At 67.1% G+C, this 16871-nt stretch carries 11 protein-coding genes and 3 pseudogenes; 8 read left to right on the top strand and 6 right to left on the bottom strand.

What is annotated here, in order from left to right:
* Positions 1 to 385: 385 nt before the first annotated feature.
* Positions 386 to 1267, bottom strand: a complete 882-nt coding sequence (locus tag ACFVJQ_RS41605) for a hypothetical protein (RefSeq protein ID WP_385790938.1) — start codon at positions 1265 to 1267, stop codon at positions 386 to 388.
* A gap of 305 nt (positions 1268 to 1572) precedes the next feature.
* Between ACFVJQ_RS41605 and ACFVJQ_RS41610 the strand changes: the two are divergent.
* Positions 1573 to 1800: pseudogene (locus tag ACFVJQ_RS41610) on the top strand (IS5/IS1182 family transposase); the annotation flags it as partial.
* 14 nt (positions 1801 to 1814) lie between these two features.
* Here ACFVJQ_RS41610 and ACFVJQ_RS41615 read toward each other — a convergent pair.
* From ACFVJQ_RS41615 to ACFVJQ_RS41625, 3 genes are all read right to left on the bottom strand, one after another.
* Complete coding sequence (locus ACFVJQ_RS41615) at positions 1815 to 2330, bottom strand: DinB family protein (protein WP_385790939.1); 516 nt, start codon at positions 2328 to 2330, stop codon at positions 1815 to 1817.
* Positions 2331 to 2447: 117 nt separating this feature from the next.
* Positions 2448 to 3440, bottom strand: a complete 993-nt coding sequence (locus ACFVJQ_RS41620; RefSeq protein WP_385790940.1) for a hypothetical protein — start codon at positions 3438 to 3440, stop codon at positions 2448 to 2450.
* Positions 3440 to 4366: a ParA family protein gene (locus tag ACFVJQ_RS41625; RefSeq protein WP_385790941.1), complete on the bottom strand. Its 927-nt coding sequence runs from the start codon at positions 4364 to 4366 to the stop codon at positions 3440 to 3442. The genes ACFVJQ_RS41620 and ACFVJQ_RS41625 overlap by 1 nt, the downstream gene beginning before the upstream one ends.
* A 356-nt stretch (positions 4367 to 4722) precedes the next feature.
* Here ACFVJQ_RS41625 and ACFVJQ_RS41630 point away from each other — a divergent pair.
* Positions 4723 to 5418 (top strand): annotated as a pseudogene (locus tag ACFVJQ_RS41630) (DUF2637 domain-containing protein); the annotation flags it as partial.
* Positions 5419 to 6922: 1504 nt separating this feature from the next.
* Here ACFVJQ_RS41630 and ACFVJQ_RS41635 read toward each other — a convergent pair.
* Positions 6923 to 7741 (bottom strand): hypothetical protein, encoded by an 819-nt coding sequence (locus ACFVJQ_RS41635; RefSeq protein ID WP_385790942.1) that lies wholly within the window; start codon positions 7739 to 7741, stop codon positions 6923 to 6925.
* A gap of 64 nt (positions 7742 to 7805) precedes the next feature.
* Between ACFVJQ_RS41635 and ACFVJQ_RS41640 the strand changes: the two are divergent.
* A pseudogene (locus ACFVJQ_RS41640) lies at positions 7806 to 7925 on the top strand (IS5/IS1182 family transposase); the annotation flags it as partial.
* A 482-nt stretch (positions 7926 to 8407) separates the two neighbouring features.
* On the opposite strand, the gene ACFVJQ_RS41645 reads toward ACFVJQ_RS41640, so the two are convergent.
* Complete coding sequence (locus tag ACFVJQ_RS41645) at positions 8408 to 9505, bottom strand: LacI family DNA-binding transcriptional regulator (protein ID WP_385790959.1); 1098 nt, start codon at positions 9503 to 9505, stop codon at positions 8408 to 8410.
* Between the two features lie 245 nt (positions 9506 to 9750).
* Between ACFVJQ_RS41645 and ACFVJQ_RS41650 the strand changes: the two genes are divergently transcribed.
* From ACFVJQ_RS41650 to ACFVJQ_RS41670, 5 genes are all read left to right on the top strand, one after another.
* Complete coding sequence (locus tag ACFVJQ_RS41650) at positions 9751 to 10668, top strand: carbohydrate ABC transporter permease (protein ID WP_385790943.1); 918 nt, start codon at positions 9751 to 9753, stop codon at positions 10666 to 10668.
* A 2-nt stretch (positions 10669 to 10670) separates the two neighbouring features.
* Positions 10671 to 11618, top strand: coding sequence for a carbohydrate ABC transporter permease (locus tag ACFVJQ_RS41655; RefSeq protein WP_217207507.1), 948 nt, complete (start codon positions 10671 to 10673; stop codon positions 11616 to 11618).
* Between the two features lie 56 nt (positions 11619 to 11674).
* Positions 11675 to 13018: an ABC transporter substrate-binding protein gene (locus ACFVJQ_RS41660; RefSeq protein ID WP_385790944.1), complete on the top strand. Its 1344-nt coding sequence runs from the start codon at positions 11675 to 11677 to the stop codon at positions 13016 to 13018.
* A 675-nt stretch (positions 13019 to 13693) separates the two neighbouring features.
* Entirely contained in the window at positions 13694 to 15205 is a 1512-nt protein-coding gene (locus tag ACFVJQ_RS41665; RefSeq protein ID WP_385790945.1) for a ricin-type beta-trefoil lectin domain protein, read from the top strand.
* A gap of 164 nt (positions 15206 to 15369) precedes the next feature.
* Positions 15370 to 16785: a GH1 family beta-glucosidase gene (locus ACFVJQ_RS41670; RefSeq protein WP_385790946.1), complete on the top strand. Its 1416-nt coding sequence runs from the start codon at positions 15370 to 15372 to the stop codon at positions 16783 to 16785.
* The last annotated feature ends 86 nt before the right edge of the window (positions 16786 to 16871 follow it).

Consider the following 16871-nt stretch of genomic DNA (forward strand, 5'->3'; position numbering starts at 1 on the left):
CGCGTGATGCTGGTCCGGGCTGGTCTCAACCCGGCTGATGCTGATCGTGTAAGACCTGACCGCACGCCGTGCGGCCAGGCAGCCTGAGTCAGGAATCTCCTTCCCGAGCACACGCGAAGAAAGGAGAGGATTCAAACCCACGACCATCTCACGACCGGACCTGAAGAGACGGGCCTCTAGCGGGACAAAACCACGAGGTACCTGCACGTGGTGTTCTTCATCGTTCGCACCGAACCCCAGCGCACGACGCGGACTTGCCGTCCCCACTCCCCCGTCAGCGGCGCCCGAAGCTGCACGTCGTGCGCTCTGCCGCCGACGGGTGGGACCACCTGGAGCATCGCATCCACCTCGCCGGGCGGGCCTCACACGTTGCCCCTTGTCCGGCTCACCTGTTGACCAGCGCTGCCGCGGCTGCGTAGGCGCGCTGCGCGTCGGCGGTTGTCGCCGCTGACCGCGGCGACGTGCGCTCGATCTTCCTCAGTTCGCGGACCGTGGCTTCCACGTAGGTTTTGAGACTGACCATCTGGGTGGCGGTCCGGCAGGTGGGCAGTACTGCTTCGATCTGGTCCAGCCAAAAGGTGACTTCCCCGTCGTCGTCCAGGCCCGCCCGGTGCTCCAGCAGGCGCTGTGCCACCGGAGCGAGCAGTGTGTGACGGCGCGCAGCCTCTTTCTCCGCGCGGTGCTCGGCTGCGGCCCGGGCCGCAGCCTGCCGTTCGGCCTCGAGGACGGCTTCGGGTGTGCGGCGTACGGGCCGGTCGCCGTGGGAGGGGTCGGTGAGGACGGCGGCCCGGAGCCGCTTCGCCTTGTTGTACGCCGCGCTGGGGGTGTTCACGGCGAGCGCCGGCACCAGGTCGGCCCATTCTGCGTTGGTGGCCCGGGCGTCCTCGATCGCTTTCGCCTGATGGATGTCCGCCCGCTCGCGGAGGTACTGCCACAGCCTCACGCGTGCGATCGCGGCTTTGCGCCGTGCTTCTTCGTTCTTCAGCGCGTCCGCGTTTGCCTCGAGGTACAGCAGAGCACCGAACAGCTCCTCGTCAGCTGGCATCCGGCCGACGTTCTCGTCCTCGGCGTCTTCGTGCAACTGGCGCAACTCACTGATGACAGCCGCAGCATCGAGACTTCCGATCCGGACAGGTGGCTTGAGCAGCGGCTTTGTGGGAGCAGCCGACTTCCGAGCGAGACGTGCCATGGCGACGAGTATGCCAATCCAGGGTGATTCACATTCTGTGAATCGGTCAATCTGCCGACTTTCAGTGCTGGCGTCCATTGTCGGACGACGGCGAAGAGTTCAGTAGCGCACCAAACAGTTCAGTCGACGGTTCACCCGGCGCGCCTGATCGTTCAATCCGCAGGTCACAGACTCGCGGCCAGCGACCGGAGGCTCCCGACGACCGCCGCACTGAACAGTTGGGTGGTGCGGAGCCGCGTTCCGGAGCTGCGCACGAGAGAGTTCAGTGCGCAGGTCAGGGGCTCGGGAGCTGAACGATCGCCTGCCGTTCAACAGTCCATGCGCACGGTACGGAGGTCTGATCCGTCTCTGCGAAGTTGAGGCAGTCCCGGTCTTCAGGAGCCACCATCTCCGGACCGAGGAACCAGCGGGCCAACCGCCAGCGCCGGGGCAGCAGGGGCGGCCGGCCCACCGGCTTCGACAAGACGATCTACAAGAGGAGGAACGAAGTTGAGTGAACGATCAATGCCCTGAAGAACTTCCGGGCTGTGGCCACCAGGTTCGACAAGCGTGCCTACGTCTTCCACCGCACCGTCACCGTCGCTTCGATCAGACTCTGGCTCCGCTTGTGACCAGCCGAAGGGGCCTAGACGCCGGTCCGTCCGTCGACGAGCTCTCGCACGATGTCGAGATGCCCGTTGTGTCGGGAGATCTCTTCGATGAGGTGGAGGATCACCCAGCGGAGGTCCACGTGGCGGCCGTCGCTGATGGGGCGCTTGGCCCTTGAGTTCAAGTCGTGGTCGGACAGCAGGCGACGGTAGTGGTCGCTCTGCTCCTCATATTCGGCGAGAAGCTGGGGCAACGGGATGTCGACGGCTGTCCGCATCTCGGGGTCGGGGTCGTCGTCACTCGCCTGCGTGAGCGGACCCGCTGGTTCCTCCCCCAGGAACATCACTTGGACCCAGTGGTACTCGACCCACCGCAGATGGCTGATCAGCCCGCACAGGGTCATCAGCGGTGAGTTCGGAAGCGGGGCCCTGCGGGCGTCTTCCGCGGACACGGCCTCGCACTTGGCTCGCGCCGTGTCACGGGCGTAGTCCAAGAAGGTGATCAGCTGCGTGCGCTCGTCCCAGGTGGGAGGCGTATCGGTTCGTTGCGTCATCGCGGGGAGTCTCCCGCAGGTCGCAGGGGCGGTCGAGTGATTAATGAGCGGGACCCCGTCGAGTACTGCCTCATCCGCCTTGGGCACGCCGGCCCGGCAAGATCCGCCGGACAGACCCTAGTCTTGACGGCGTACCGCCACTGCCCTACCGATCTTGTTGAGGCTGTTCTCGATCTCGGCCAGCACCAAGTTGGTCGCTGCCGCATCTGCTTCGAGGGCGCGCCGTACTGCGGGCTTGCTGAGACCGCGGGCCGCTTGGCGTAGGAGCGCCAGCGTCTCGTTCAGCCGTTGCAGGTCGTCTGATTGTGCAGGGGGCCCATTGGAATCACTGGCCTGTGCGTCCGACTCCCCAATTGGGGAGTCGGAAGTGCCGCCGATCGTGGTGATGTTGTGTACCAGCCCCTCGGAGCTGTTCACGACACCTGAGGGGGCGTGCACGCCAGCGGCTGCTGCGGCAGGCTCAGTGGCGGCCGGTTCAAGGGTGGACGGCGGAGAGAGGACGCCCCGCACCAGCTGGCTGATCTCGGCCGGACTTGAGTCAGGCGTAAGGGGAGGAAGCCGACGGGTCACGTCCGCCAGCAGGCTCGCTGTCACCCGCTTGCCCGTGCGGGCCACAGCGTCATAGACCGCGACGGCCGCCCTGTCGCCAGCCGCGTTCTTGATGTCCACCAGCTTCCGCACCTGGGACTCACGCGGGTGCCAGCCCAGCTGCGACAACGCCTCACCGATGCGCCATTCGTCCCGCAGCCGATACACCTGGGACTCAGAAATCTCCCAGTTCACCCATACGAACTCGGCGAAATTGGCGTGCCCCTCATTGCGGTGAAGGTTGCCAGTCGCCATCGTTTCGAGGCTCTTGCCAGCGATCCAGAACGCCTTGTGGAGGTTGTCCATGCCTGCCTTGCAGGCGTTGAGGGTGTCCTCTTCTTCCGGGGAGAGCACGCCCTCGCCTGCTGGCGGGCGGGGCGCGGGGATGGACTCGAGGGTCGTGCCGACGGGTGCCTTCACGACGACGGTCGCCTCCTGGAACACTGCGGGCAGACGACCGCCCAACAGGCCCTTCGACCGTACTGAGTTGTCGGTGGGGTCGTCGTCGAACGCGCCGGTCATCAAGCGCCCTTCCTGCAGTATGCGTCGACTTCCAAGTTGAGCCGGTCCATCTCCTCGGCCAGTGGCTTGATGGACTCCGGCACGACATCAGCTCGCTGGGCTCGTCCCGCCGCAACGTCGTAGCTCTTGGCGCTGGTGGGAAGCAGGGCTGCGTACTCGCCGAACGTCAGGCCCTTCTTGCGGGCGTTGCGGGCCGGCATCTCGCGGTATCCGACAACCGTCGACAGCATCGGGGTGTTCGGGCCGAGCACTTCGACCACGTCTTGCCGTACCTCTTCGTGCAGCTGGGTGGCGCTCGGGTTGGACCCGTACAGGCAGGCCCCCGCGACCTGGAGCCAGGGGTTTACTTGGCTGCGCACCAGCTTGTAGTTGCGTGCAATACGCCGCATGCCGCGGATGGACGTGTCGTCGGAGCGCGTGGGCACGAACAGCCACCGGGCAGCGGCAAGGGCGAGCTGCTCCAGGGCGTCTTGCTCCGGCGCGCTGTCCAGCACGATTCGGTCGTACCAGGGAGCGATCGGAGCGATCGCGCCGGCCAACGAGGCGACGACGGAGACACCTTCGACCGGTATGCGCGCGGTCAGCAGGGTCAGCAGTTCACCGACGGCTTCGCCGCCTGGAACCACGTCGAGGTTGGGGCGCACCTCCCGGACCGGCAGGAGGGGAATGCGCTCCTGCACCGCTCGCAAGAGACCCTCGCCGTTGAGTACGGAGGGTCCCTCAGGGAGCAGTCCCCTACCGAACCGCTCGATTCCCAGGTCGTCGTCGTCTTGGCTGGTGACACAGACCAGGAGAGTCCGCTCGCCCCGGGCCGCATGCCAGGCGGCTTTATGGGCAGCGATGGTGCTCTTGCCGACACCGCCCTTGCCCGTGCCGATCACGACGGAGTTCTCGTGCGGTTCGACGTTCACCGCATCGCTCAGCACCGGAAGCGGCCTCCTCGTACGCACCGGCCGCGCACTCGGGTGAGGCACGGCAATCGGCATCCTGACACACCCGATCCCTTGGAATCTCTGGGTTGTCGGCTCGACTCCCCAATTGGGGAGTCCTCACCGCCGGCCACCGGGACAATGGGACGCCGGTTGCCCAAGGCTGATACCTGCACCTACATCAAGATCAATTCTGCAAAGGGGGCCAGCCACAACTGGCTGCTACGAAGGGGTAGATGATCCTATTCGTTGACGATCAGACCCGATGCTTTGCCGATCTGCTGCTTCGCGATGCTGCCCATGAGAGTGTGAAGCTCGTTCGGAAGGGATGCTCTGGAGGGGGGCAGCAACACGTGGCCGCGGCACCGCAGCTGACACGGATGCACCGGGTTCTCATCGGCGTGATCGTGACCGGCGCGGTCATCATCGCCGGGATCGGCTTCGCGGGTTCGTACGCGGCCGTCCGCGAACTGGCGGTGAAGAAGGGCTTCGGGGACTTTTCCTACGTCTTCCCGATCGGTATCGACGCGGGCATCTGTGTCCTACTTGCCCTGGACCTGCTGCTCACCTGGATCCGGATCCCCTTCCCCCTGCTACGGCAGACCGCCTGGCTGCTCACCGCCGCCACCATCGCCTTCAACGGCGCGGCCGCCTGGCCCGACCCCCTCGGCGTCGGCATGCACGCCGTCATTCCCATACTCTTCGTCGTCGCTGTCGAAGCAGCCCGCCATGCGATCGGCCGCATCGCCGACATCACCGCCGACCGCCACATGGAAGGCGTCCGCCTCACCCGCTGGCTCCTCTCCCCAGTCCCGACCTTCCTGCTGTGGCGCCGCATGAAGCTGTGGGAACTGCGCTCCTACGAGCAGGTCATCAAGCTGGAACAGGAGCGCCTCGTCTACCAGGCGAGCCTCCGCTCCCGTTTCGGCCGCGCCTGGCGCCGCAAGGCCCCGGTGGAGTCGCTGATGCCGCTCCGCCTGGCCCGATACGGCGTCCCCTTGGCCGAGACGGCCCCCGCCGGGCTGGCCGCCGCCGGCATTGACGAGCCGCCGCTTCAGTTCACCGTCGAGCGGACCCCGGTTCCGGCCCAGCGGCAGAGCCCCGAACTCGAGGCCGCCGTCGACCAGGAAAAGGAGCTGGCGCAGGTCGGCGGCGCAGAGCCCCGCTTGGGAGAGCAGCCGCGAACCGCACACCCGGAGCAGCCGCACGACGTTGGAGACGAAGGGAACGCCCAACACCTCGCCGACGCCTATCAGGACTGGATGGCCGCCTTCGGATTCGAGCCCACGAGCGCGCAGTTCGCTCTGTGGCTCCAAGACCAGTACGGCATCGCCACCGCGGCCGGCGGGCCACTGTCCGAAGAGCAACTCGAACCCCTGATGCGGCTCCTCAAGCAGCGCCACACGCCCTCAGCTGAGAACGGGACCGAACCCCACCAAGCCCCGCACGACGCGGACGACGGATGGGGTGACTACTTCTACAACGCCTGGCTCGCGTACGCGCAGGAGCACGGGGCCTACCCCGATGCCGCCGCCCTCGCCACGTACGTCTACGAGCGGGACCAGATCACCGGCGCCAACGGCCAGCCCATCACGGGCGAAGACCTGGAGTACTTCGTCTCCACCTTCCGGCAGCGTGAGTTCGACGAGACGGAGCCGCCCGCCGACGAGGAAGCCGCCGAGCCCACCGCACAGGCGCCTTTCGCCGGTCCCTTCCCGAACGAGGACGAGCCTGAGGAGACCCCGGCCGGCGCGGGCGCGCTCCCCGCCAAGGACAACCGCAGTCCCAGGGTGAGCGCCGCCATCGACGACCCGCCGGGCGCGGACGCGACCGGGGAGCCCGCCGCGCTCACCACCGTCGACCGCTACTACCTCGCCTGGACGGAGTACCAGACCGAGCACGGCGAGGAACCCAGGGCCGAGCAGCTCTCCGCCTACCTTGCAAGCAAGAAGGGCATGACCGGCCGCGGCGGAAAGCCGGTCAGCCCGTCCACCCTGCGCCGCTACCTCTTGCCGTTCCGGGTCTACAAGATCTGGGCCGAGCAGCGAGTGCGCAACGAAACCCCGTCGCCCGAAGCCACTGCGCAGGAATGCGCAACGCACGGGATCACCGCGCAGCACAACAAGCCCCTCACTACCGACTACATCGCCGACCAGGCCGTCGACTTCGAGCGGCGCTGGCAGGCACTGACCCGCCACCACGCGCAGTCACAGCATTGAGAAAGCGCGTCCTGCTCGCCACTGCGCACCAGCAATCCAGAGAGCACCAACCGGCTGCGCAATCAAGAGAACCGCAGGTCAGTCCAGCATTGCGCAGACGTGACGCCCATTGCGCAGCCAGTGCGCACAGCGGTCTGCGCACTGCGTACCGCTCGCCCCGTCACCGAGCCAGGAGTCTCAATGGAGAAGTCAAGCTAGTTGGCCGCAAGGGCGCAGGCTCCGCCAACAACACGGTCGGCATCGCTGCCCTATTGAGCCCCCAAAGCCGTTGGGTGGAGTTCCTCTGCGCGGAGAGCTGATCTGGCGAAACGCTGATCGGGGGTGTGGACTGAGGTCAACTGCGAGTCAGAGCCCTCAGCTTGCCGCTGATGTCCCGTTGGAATGAGCTCTGCATGTCTTCGTACGTGGTGGTCGAATACCAGTACCCCTCCACGAAGAGCGGATGGCCGGACGCTGTGAGCCGGCAGGGGATGTCACCCTTCTCCAAGTCGGCAAGGAACACGTCCGCCTTCACGACGGCCGCTTCGTACTCACTCCGTAGTTCGGCGTCCCGGTAGGTCGTCACGCGGAACAGCACGGCGTAGCGCTTGTTCAGTCCGATGTCGAGGATTTTCCTGAGCCGCTTGGCGGGGTCCTTCTCGGCGCCCTTGTACGGCTCGTAGCCGTATTGGCTGGTCACCTCGAAGTGATTGGTGCCCAGCGGACCCTGCGGGCCGGTGATCCACATGCCGCGGATGAGCCAGCCTGGCGCCACTGCGAACCTGCCCAACCTCCAGCCGGGATTGTCGGCGATCCGCTCCGGGGCGTCGGCCTCGCTCGCCAGCGCTATGTCGACATTGCCCCCTTGGCTGGGGCTGTTGTAGCTGTCCAGGACAAGGGACTTGTGGTCGAAGTAGTGGAACTCCGGCTGCGGGTCCAGCACTCTGTCGCACGAGTCCTTGCCGGGGTTCTCCTTGGGCACGTGCGAAGCAGCGGCGGCGAGAGCCGCACGCCGCTGCTCAAAGCGCGGCCGGTACTCCTTGAGAATCGCCTTCAGGGCCTTGTCCGTGCGCTCCTCCTCACTCTCGCCGCCCCCGCCGCAGCCGGACAGCAGCATCGCGACCACGACCGCCGACATGCCCAGGGCGGCGCCCTTCCCCATCCTCGTGCGCATCGGAGCCCTTCCCCTTGATGTCACCGCCCGCAAGCGTGCCCGACACTGGCTTCCCTGACACCGGGATGGGGGAATCGGCCGGTCACGGGGCGGACTCGCAACGAAAATCCACCTGCCAAGCGGCGGCGGCTGTCGTCCGCTGGCCGCCCTGATCACGGCGGGACAGTGGGGCGACGCCCCTCAGCTCATCCCGGTCATGGACCGCATCCGTGGCTCCAGCCCTGCTCAGGGGCCTCACTCTCGCTAAGTAGCTGTTGTCTTTCCGATCTTGAGAGATGCGCGTCGAACGGGAGTCCCGATTAGGTGGTCCTGGGTGCTTGGGGGCGCGTTCGCATCCCGCGGATCCGGGGTGACCCCCGTGCCGACGGTGTTGCCGCCGTCCGGAGCCAGCACCGTGTTGACCCGCCTGCGGGCGATCGCCCACTCCTGCCATTCCAGCTCGGCCGCGGCCAGCTCGGCCTGGATACGGCAGCCTCCTCACGCAGCCCGTCGACTCGACGGCGAGCGGCGAACTCGTACTGTTTCCAGTAGCCCGACCCCGACGGCATTCGAGGCCTCCCGGCGAGCGACAACACAACAGGCCACAGCTCCCACGGAATCACCGACCCCAAGCTTGACCAGCTGAAACGCCGTCCTCAAGTTCGGCAAGCCAACAGCCACCCACCCTTACCGCTTCAGGGGCGGCGGCGCCGTGCTGCTTCTGACCACCAGGCGGGTGGGAACGATGTCCGTGCCGGATCGGGGGACGTCGTGTTCGTGGATCTGCCGCAAGACCTCCTGGGCACTTTTCCGGCCCACCTCGGCGAAGTCCTGGTGGACGGTGGTCAGGGGCGGGGCGAAGTGGGCGGCATCGGGGAGGTCGTCGAAGCCGACCACGCTGATGTCGCCGGGGACGGCCTTGCCTCGTTCTTGGAAGGCGTGCAGGAGACCGAGTGCCATCTGGTCGTTGGAGGCAAACACCGCGGTGCAGTCCGGCTCTTGTGCGAGTTCGAGGCCGGCCGCGTAGCCCGATTCGGCGGTCCAGTCGCCGTGCAGGGGCGGTGGCACAGGCCGTCCGGCTTCCTCGAGCACGGTCTGCCATGTCTGGGCTCGGCGCTGGCTTGCGTACGACGTCTCCGGACCGGTCACGTGCCAGACGGTCTCATGTCCGAGTTCCAGCAGGTGGCTGATGGCCTCTCGGGTGCCGCCGGCCTGGTCGGTATCGACCACGCGATAGCGGTCTCCGGCGTCGGAGTCCACGACGACCACGCGCACGCCGGGCGGCAGCTTCACGGTTCCCGCGTCAAGCAGGTGGACCTCGATGAAGACGATGACTGCGTCGACGGCCAGTTCGCCCATCCGGGTGAAGGCGCCCAGCACACTGTCCTGGGTCGGAATATCGACGGGGATCACCGTGATCGCGTATCCCTCGGCCGCGGCCTGGGCCGCGATCGCTTGCACGGTGTCGCTGTGGCCGGTGGCGGAGAGGCTGTGGAGGATCACGCCGATGGTCTTGAACTGCCCGTACCTGAGGGCGCGCGCGGCACTGTTGGGCCGGTAGCCCAGTTCCCGCATCGCAGCCTGCACCCGCTCCCGGGTCGAACCGATCACGCTGGGATGGCCGTTGGCCACCCTGGACACGGTCTGACGTGAAACGCCGGCAAGCGCGGCGACGTCGGCCCTCGTGACGTGCTGCCTGTGGCGCCCGCCCGGTACGGCCGAACCGACTTGCTGTGCGCCCACCGCAGGACCAGGATCCTGCTGTCCCAGCTCACTCAGGTCCATCGAGCCTTCGCTCCTGTCTGTCCACTCGTCGCCGTCCGCTGAAGGCTCGGGCGGAAGTTTTAACGTGCGAGAAACCTTGACCTCCCACTGTGACGGGTGCCACGCTACCGCATCATGTTCACGTGACCAACCGTCTGCGGGCTGAATGGTCACGTGAACAAGGTTCGGATCGGTGCGCTGAGCCGGACTCGATGTTCACGTGACCACGCAGTGTGGTCAGCGTTCGCGCAGCAAGGAGTGAAGCGGTGGTCGCAGCACCACAGGCAGGGGTTCTAGGTGCCAGGAGGCCATCGGCCTCGAGACGGCGGTCATGGGTCGGCTGGCGGTTCGTCGGGCCGTTCGTGGCGGTGTTTGCGCTGGTCTTCCTCGCACCGATCGGCTACTCGATCTACCTGAGCCTGTTCCGTACCCGGCTGATCGGCGGAACGGCCTTCGTCGGTGCCGACAACTACACCGAGGTGCTGGGGGACGCGCAGTTCTGGTCCGCCTTCGGGCGGGTGGCGGTCTTCCTGGCCGTGCAGGTCCCGATCATGTTGCTCCTCGCGCTTCTGCTGGCCCTGGCGATCGACAGCGGCCGCCTGTACGGGGCGGGCTTCTTCCGGATCTCGGTGTTCCTGCCTTACGCGGTGCCGGCCGTCGTCGCAACGCTGATGTGGGGCTTCATGTACGGAACCCGGTTCGGCCTGGTCGGCAACATCAATGAGGCGTTCGGGATCTCGCTTCCCGACCCGCTGTCGCCCGATCTGGTCCTCGCGTCGATCGGCAACATCGTGACCTGGCAGTTCGTGGGCTACAACATGCTGATCCTCTACTCGGCGCTGAGGGTGGTCGATCCGGCGCTGTACGAGGCCGCGGAGATGGACGGGGCCGGGCAGCTGCGGATCATCTGGGCGATCAAGCTCCCGGCGCTGCGCGGGGCTCTGTCGATCGCGACGATCTTCTCGATCATCGGCAGTTTCCAGCTGTTCAACGAGCCGAGCGTCCTCAAGAGCCTGGCGCCGAATGCGATCACGTCCTACTTCACGCCAAACCTCTACGCCTACTCGCTGTCGTTTGCCGGACAGAAGTTCAACTACTCGGCCACGGTCGCCATCGTCATGGGTGTGATCACGATGATCATCGCCTACGCCGTCCAGCTGCGCGGCCTGCGGAAGGAATCCTGATCATGGCGACCACGACTCCCCGCGTCGGGCACAAGCCGCGCACGGCACGGCACGCGGGTGCCTCTTCGGGCCCGCTGGTGGTCCGCCCCGCCCGGCGCGCCTCCCGCCGGAAGAGGCGCAGCGCCACGCTGACCGCCCTGACGGTGATCATGCTGGTGTACACGTTGCTGCCGCTGGCGTGGCTGGCGATCAACGCGACCAAGACGCAGAAGGGGCTGTTCGACTCCTTCGGCCTGTGGCTGGATGGCGACTTCGCCCTGTTCGGCAATATCGCCGACACCTTCAGCTACAACGACGGGATCTTCACCCGCTGGCTGCTCAACACCGTGCTGTATGTGGTGGTCGGGGCGGGCGGCGCTACGTTCCTCGCGACGCTCGCCGGATACGGGCTGGCCAAGTTCGACTTCCCCGGCAAGAAGGCTGTGTTCGCGACTGTCATCGGAGCGGTCGCGGTGCCCGGTACCGCACTGGCGGTTCCCACCTTCCTGATGTTCTCCGAGATGGGGCTGACCAACACCCCGTGGGCGATCATCATCCCGTCGCTGGTCTCGCCGTTCGGCCTCTACCTGATGTGGACCTTCGCCACCGACGCCGTCCCGAAAGAGATCCTGGAGTCGGCGCGCGTCGATGGCGCCGGCGAGTTCCGCACGTTCTTCCGGATCAGCATGCCGATGCTGGCGCCGGGAATCGTCACCGTTCTTCTCTTCAACGTGGTCGCGACCTGGAACAACTACTTCCTGCCGCTGATCATGCTGAAGGATCCCGACTGGTACCCGCTGACCCTCGGCCTGAACAGCTGGAACGCCCAGGCTTCCACCGTGGGTGGCGAAGCGGTCTTCAATCTCGTGATCACTGGATCACTGCTCACCATCGTCCCGCTGATCGTGGCGTTCCTGCTGCTCCAGCGGTACTGGCAGTCCGGCCTGTCCGCCGGAAGCGTCAAGGGCTGATCTGCGCCCGCCGACTGCAACCCCTCCCAGATACACCGCACGAAAGGGAACACCCCATGACGAGAACCCGTCGTCGCGTCCTGCTGCTGGGCGCCGCGGCCCTGTCGGTGGCACTCACCGCCACTGCCTGCAGCTCCTCCGGCACCGAGGACTCGGGCAGCGCCAAGCCTGCGTCCAACGCCGACATCCAGGCCGCCCTGAACGCCGGGGGCGAGATCACGGTCTGGGCCTGGGACCCGACGCTGAAGAAGGTCGTCAGCGATTTCGAGGCCAAGTACCCCAAGGTCAAGGTCAACCTGGTCAATGCCGGTACCAACAACGAGCAGTACACCGCGCTGCAGAACGCGGTCAAGGCCGGATCGGGTGTCCCCGACGTCGCCATGATCGAGTACTACGCCCTGTCGCAGTTCTCGCTCGCCAAGTCCCTCACCGACCTCAGCGCCCTGGGTGCGGACAAGCTCAAGGGCACCTTCTCTCCTGGCCCGTGGAGCGCCGTCCACGCCGGCACCGAGGGTATCTACGCCCTGCCGATGGACTCCGGCCCGATGGCCTTGTTCTACAACAAGGAGGTCTTCGACAAGTACAAGATCAAGGTGCCGGCCACCTGGGAGGAGTACATCGCCGCGGCCAAGAAGCTGCACAAGGCGGACCCCAAGGCGTATCTCACCGCCGACACCGGCGACGCCGGCTTCACCACCAGCATGATCTGGCAGGCCGGCGGAAGGCCGTACACCGTGAACGGCACCCAGGTCGGTGTGAACTTCGACGACGCCGGGACCAAGAAGTTCACCACCGCCTGGCAGCAGCTCATCAGCGACAAGCTGCTCGCGCCGGTCTCCCCCTGGAGCGATGCGTGGTACAAGGGCCTCGGCGACGGCACGATCGCCTCCCTCGTCACCGGCGCGTGGATGCCCGCGCCCCTCGCATCGGGCGTCAAGGCCGGCGCCGGCAAGTGGCGTGTGGCGCCCATGCCGCAGTGGAACAGCGGGGAGGACGTCACCGCCGAGAACGGCGGCAGCTCGCTGGCCGTCACGCAGGCCAGCACCAAGAAGAAGCTCGCCTACGCCTTCCTCAAGTACGCCACCGTCGACGAGGGCGCACAGACCCGCGTCGACGCCGGGACGTTCCCCTCCACCACCAAGCAGCTGAACTCCGTGGAGTTCCTGAACAAGAAGGACCCGTACTTCGGCGGCCAGAGGATCAACGAGGTGCTCGCCGAGTCGGCCGACGACGTCCTCGTCGGATGGTCCTACCTGCCCTTCCAGGTCTACGCCAACAGCATCTTCAACGACACCGTCGGCAAGGCCTACGTCAGCGACACCACCCTGCAGGACGGCCTCAAAGCCTGGCAGGACGCCTCCCGCAAGTACGGCCAGGAACAAGGCTTCACCGTCAAGTAACACGCCCCCAGCCCGTGTCCCGCCCGCCTGTTGGCGGGACAGCAGGACCGTCCAACGGCACTTCGTCGCACCTCCACCCTGAGGGCACGAGGCCGCACGACCGGCCGCCACCGGCCGCCGCTGACGACGACCTCAGCGACCCGCCCCCACCATCGCCCCGCCGGCCACCTGACAGGCCGGCGGGGTCCCACCCCGGGCTCACCAAGCCACACGCGGCCTTCCTCCCCCATGCCCTGAGCCGCCCGTACCCGAAGGAGCAACCCGGATGCACGGAAGCTCGCCCAGCATCCTGCCCAGGCCACCGCCCGCGCGGATTCGGGCACCGGTGGTCGCGATCACCGCGGTCGGCCGCGCAGCCGCCAACAGCATCCCGTGCCCGCCGCCCCGAGCAAGGACACTCAGCGGGCGGTGACAACGCCGTAGCGGGCCCCACCCGCAGTGGCCCCTTCTCCACAACAAAGGCCGTGCCCGCCAGCCCAAAGCGAGCACGTCAACTCAGCCGACCCCACGTTCCCCGGCTGCCCGGCGCCCATCACCACCTCGCGCCGTGCCCTCTCCGGAACACACCCGGGCGCCACCACCGCATCACAACCGCCCACCGCGGCAGATCGCTTCGTGGCGCCCAAGGCGGCAACGACCGCCTGCACAGAGCCGCATGCAGAAAAGGAACACGACATGCCCAACTCCCAACGCACCCGACCCAGTCCTCACTCAGCCGTACTCCCCCCCGCCCGTACCCGCTTCCTCCGCCGCGCGCTGGCCTGCCTCGCGGCCGCACTGATCGCCGCGCCGATCACCATGCTGTCCACCGCGTCGCCGGCGGCTGCGGAAACCAACCCGACGGACGCCAGCAAGTTCCAGGGCGTGAACTGGGCCAGGCCGGATGACAACTATGTCCACGGCGCCGTCGTCCCCGAGGGGCTGAACAGCTCCGACAGCTACGACACCGTCAAAGCCAAGGCCAACTCCATCCTCGGCGGATTCCAGAGCACGCTCGGCGCCAACACCGTCCGGCTGCCGGTCAACACCCACTCCGTCCCCGGCACGACGTGGGGCGACAAGTACACCGGCGCCATCGACGCCGCAACCGCCAAGGGCTTCAAGGTCATCCTCTCCTACTGGGAGGACGATGCGGCCCAGAGCGGCAGGATCACCAATATGGCCGCCTTCAACTCGATGTGGGACGCGGTCATCGGTAAGTACGGCTCCAACAGCCTGGTCTACTTCGAGCCGATGAACGAGCCCAACGGCTACAGCGCCACCGACTGGGCGAACCTCGCCGCCAAGTGGATCACCGACCGCCCCTCGGTCCCCAAGAACCGGATCATCGTGAGCGGACCCGGCTCGAACGACTACGTCACGACCGTGTGCGCCGACTCCCGCCTCGACGGGACCTACCTCTCGCTCCACCACTACGCCTTCGGTAAGTCGGAGAAGACCTACAGCGAATGGGTCACCGACTTCAAGAGCAAGGTCGGCACCTGCGGCACGCGTACCATCCTGGACGAGTTCGGCGCGCCGATGGACAAGGGCATACGGCCGGTGGTCGTGGAGGCTGGCAAGGACTACAACGACGCCGCCAGCACCGACAACTACGTCCGGTACCTGCGCGCCGACACCGACAGCGTGCGCTCTCTCGGCATGGGCGCGGTCTACTGGCCGGCCCTCGGCGGCAAACACAATGAACACCCCGACTACGACTGGTACTCCCTGTTCGACCTCAAGGGCAGCGGCACCAACCTGGTGCTGGGCGTTCGCAACATCAGCGGCATCGACCGCCTGAAGTACGCCTGGGGCAGCGACCCCGGCTCGCACACGAGCATCCTGCGCAACGTCGGCAGCGACGGCTGCCTCGACGTCCCCCTCGGCCAAAACGACGTCCAGGTCCAGGTCTGGGCCCAGTGCTGGGGCGGCGACAACCAGCAGTGGACCCGGACGCCCTCCGGGCAGATCACCGTCTACGGCGGCACCAAGTGCCTGGACGCCTACCGCGAAGGCGCGACCAACGGCACCGAAGTCGGCACCTACGACTGCAACGGGCAGGACAACCAGAAGTGGAGGTTCTACTCCGACGGCACGATCCGCTCGGTGAAGTCCGGTCTGTGCCTGGACAGGGACCTGGCCACCTCCAAGGTCCAGCTCTGGGAATGCTGGGGCGGCAACAACCAGAAGTGGCAGACCAGCTGAGAGGCAGCCCCCCGCCTGACACACCCGCAGGCCGGTCGCGGACGTCAAGAGCCGCGACCGGCCTCCCCTCCGGGGCGCTCCCCTCCGGGGCCGAGCAGCGCCCCGGTCCATCCACGGTCCCATCCGTACCCCGAACACCTCCCGACCACGAAGCGAGGAAAGCTGTGCCCCTTGACGATCTGACCGCCTTTCACCCCGGCTTTGCCTGGGGGGCGGCCACCTCCGCCTACCAGATCGAAGGCGCGGTCGCCGAGGACGGCCGAGCACCATCCATCTGGGACACCTTCTGCAAGCAGCCCGGCACCGTCGCCGGCGGGGACACCGGCGACATTGCCTGCGACCACTACCGCCGGTGGCCCGACGACGTGGCGTTGATGAAGGCCCTCGGCCTCAACGCCTACCGATTCTCCATCGCCTGGCCCCGCGTCATGCCGGACGGGGACAGCCGCGTGAACCCGGCAGGGCTGGCCTTCTACGACCGACTGGTCGATGCACTGCTGGAGGCGGGCCTTGCTCCTCATGCCACCCTTTACCACTGGGACCTGCCGCAGGCCCTCGAGGACCGCGGCGGCTGGCCCGCCCGCGACACCGCCCTGCGATTCGCCGAATATGCCACCGTCGTGGCCGACCGGCTCGGTGACCGGATCACCAACTGGGCGACGCTGAACGAGCCTTACTGCTCCGCATGGCTCGGCCACCTCCAGGGGGTCATGGCGCCGGGCCGTACCGACCTGACCGCCGCCGTGCGCGCCTCACACCACCTGCTGCTCGCCCACGGGCTCGGCGTCGAGGCCCTCCGGTCCACCGCCTCACAAGCGCGGGTCGGCATCGTCAACATCCTCACGCAGTCCGAGCCCGCGAGCGACCGGCCCGAGGACATCGCCGCCGCCCGCCGCGACGACGGGCACAACAACCGCTGGTGGCTCGATCCCATCCACGGCCGCGGTTACCCGGCCGACATGGTCGAGGTGTACGGGACCGAACCACCCGCCAAACCCGGTGACCTGGAGACGATCGCCGCGCCGCTGGACTGGCTCGGCGTCAACTACTACAAGCGGTCAGTCACCGTCGACGATCCGCAGGGGCCCGCACCGTTCGCCCGTCCCGTCACACCGCCGGGCACACCCCGTACCGGGATGGACTGGGAGGTCCACCCGGATCGGCTGGAACACCTGCTCGTCCGGGTCACCGAGGACTACGCGCCGCGATCGATCCTCGTCACCGAGAACGGCTCCGCTTTCCCCGACCGTGCAGCGCCCGACGGCAGCGTGCACGACGTCGAGCGCATCGCCTTCCTGGAGTCCCACCTGGCAGCCTGCGCGCGGGCTGCCCGCCGCGGCGTCCCGCTCGACGGCTACTTCGCCTGGTCCCTGCTGGACAACTTCGAATGGGCCTACGGCTACTCCCAGCGGTTCGGCATCGTCCACGTCGACTACGAGACCCAGACACGCACCATCAAGGACAGCGGCCACCGCTACGCCGAGATCATCCGCGCACACGGGCGCACCACACAACACGCAGCTTCCGTCGCGATTCCCACCCCCGAGAAGAGAACCTCGGAGGAGCGGCGCAGTAACTGAAGACCCTCGTCACCAGGGGACTGTCTGACGCTTACATGTCCCGGGCCGACAGGACGCGGCGAAGCGGTGCATGGATGCCGCCGAGG

Origin of the sequence: Streptomyces sp. NPDC127197, assembly GCF_042672405.1 — a bacterium.
GTDB classification, from domain to species: Bacteria; Actinomycetota; Actinomycetes; order Streptomycetales; family Streptomycetaceae; genus Streptomyces; species Streptomyces flavusporus.

What these genes read in the sequence shown, in the direction of transcription:
- ACFVJQ_RS41605 (WP_385790938.1), bottom strand. Translation starts at nt 1,267, where the DNA reads ATGGACGCCAGCACTGAAAGTCGGCAGATTGACCGATTCACAGAATGT.
- ACFVJQ_RS41615 (WP_385790939.1), bottom strand. Translation starts at nt 2,330, where the DNA reads ATGACGCAACGAACCGATACGCCTCCCACCTGGGACGAGCGCACGCAG.
- ACFVJQ_RS41620 (WP_385790940.1), bottom strand. Translation starts at nt 3,440, where the DNA reads ATGACCGGCGCGTTCGACGACGACCCCACCGACAACTCAGTACGGTCG.
- ACFVJQ_RS41635 (WP_385790942.1), bottom strand. Translation starts at nt 7,741, where the DNA reads ATGCGCACGAGGATGGGGAAGGGCGCCGCCCTGGGCATGTCGGCGGTC.
- ACFVJQ_RS41645 (WP_385790959.1), bottom strand. Translation starts at nt 9,505, where the DNA reads ATGGACCTGAGTGAGCTGGGACAGCAGGATCCTGGTCCTGCGGTGGGC.
- ACFVJQ_RS41655 (WP_217207507.1), top strand. Translation starts at nt 10,671, where the DNA reads ATGGCGACCACGACTCCCCGCGTCGGGCACAAGCCGCGCACGGCACGG.
- ACFVJQ_RS41660 (WP_385790944.1), top strand. Translation starts at nt 11,675, where the DNA reads ATGACGAGAACCCGTCGTCGCGTCCTGCTGCTGGGCGCCGCGGCCCTG.
- ACFVJQ_RS41665 (WP_385790945.1), top strand. Translation starts at nt 13,694, where the DNA reads ATGCCCAACTCCCAACGCACCCGACCCAGTCCTCACTCAGCCGTACTC.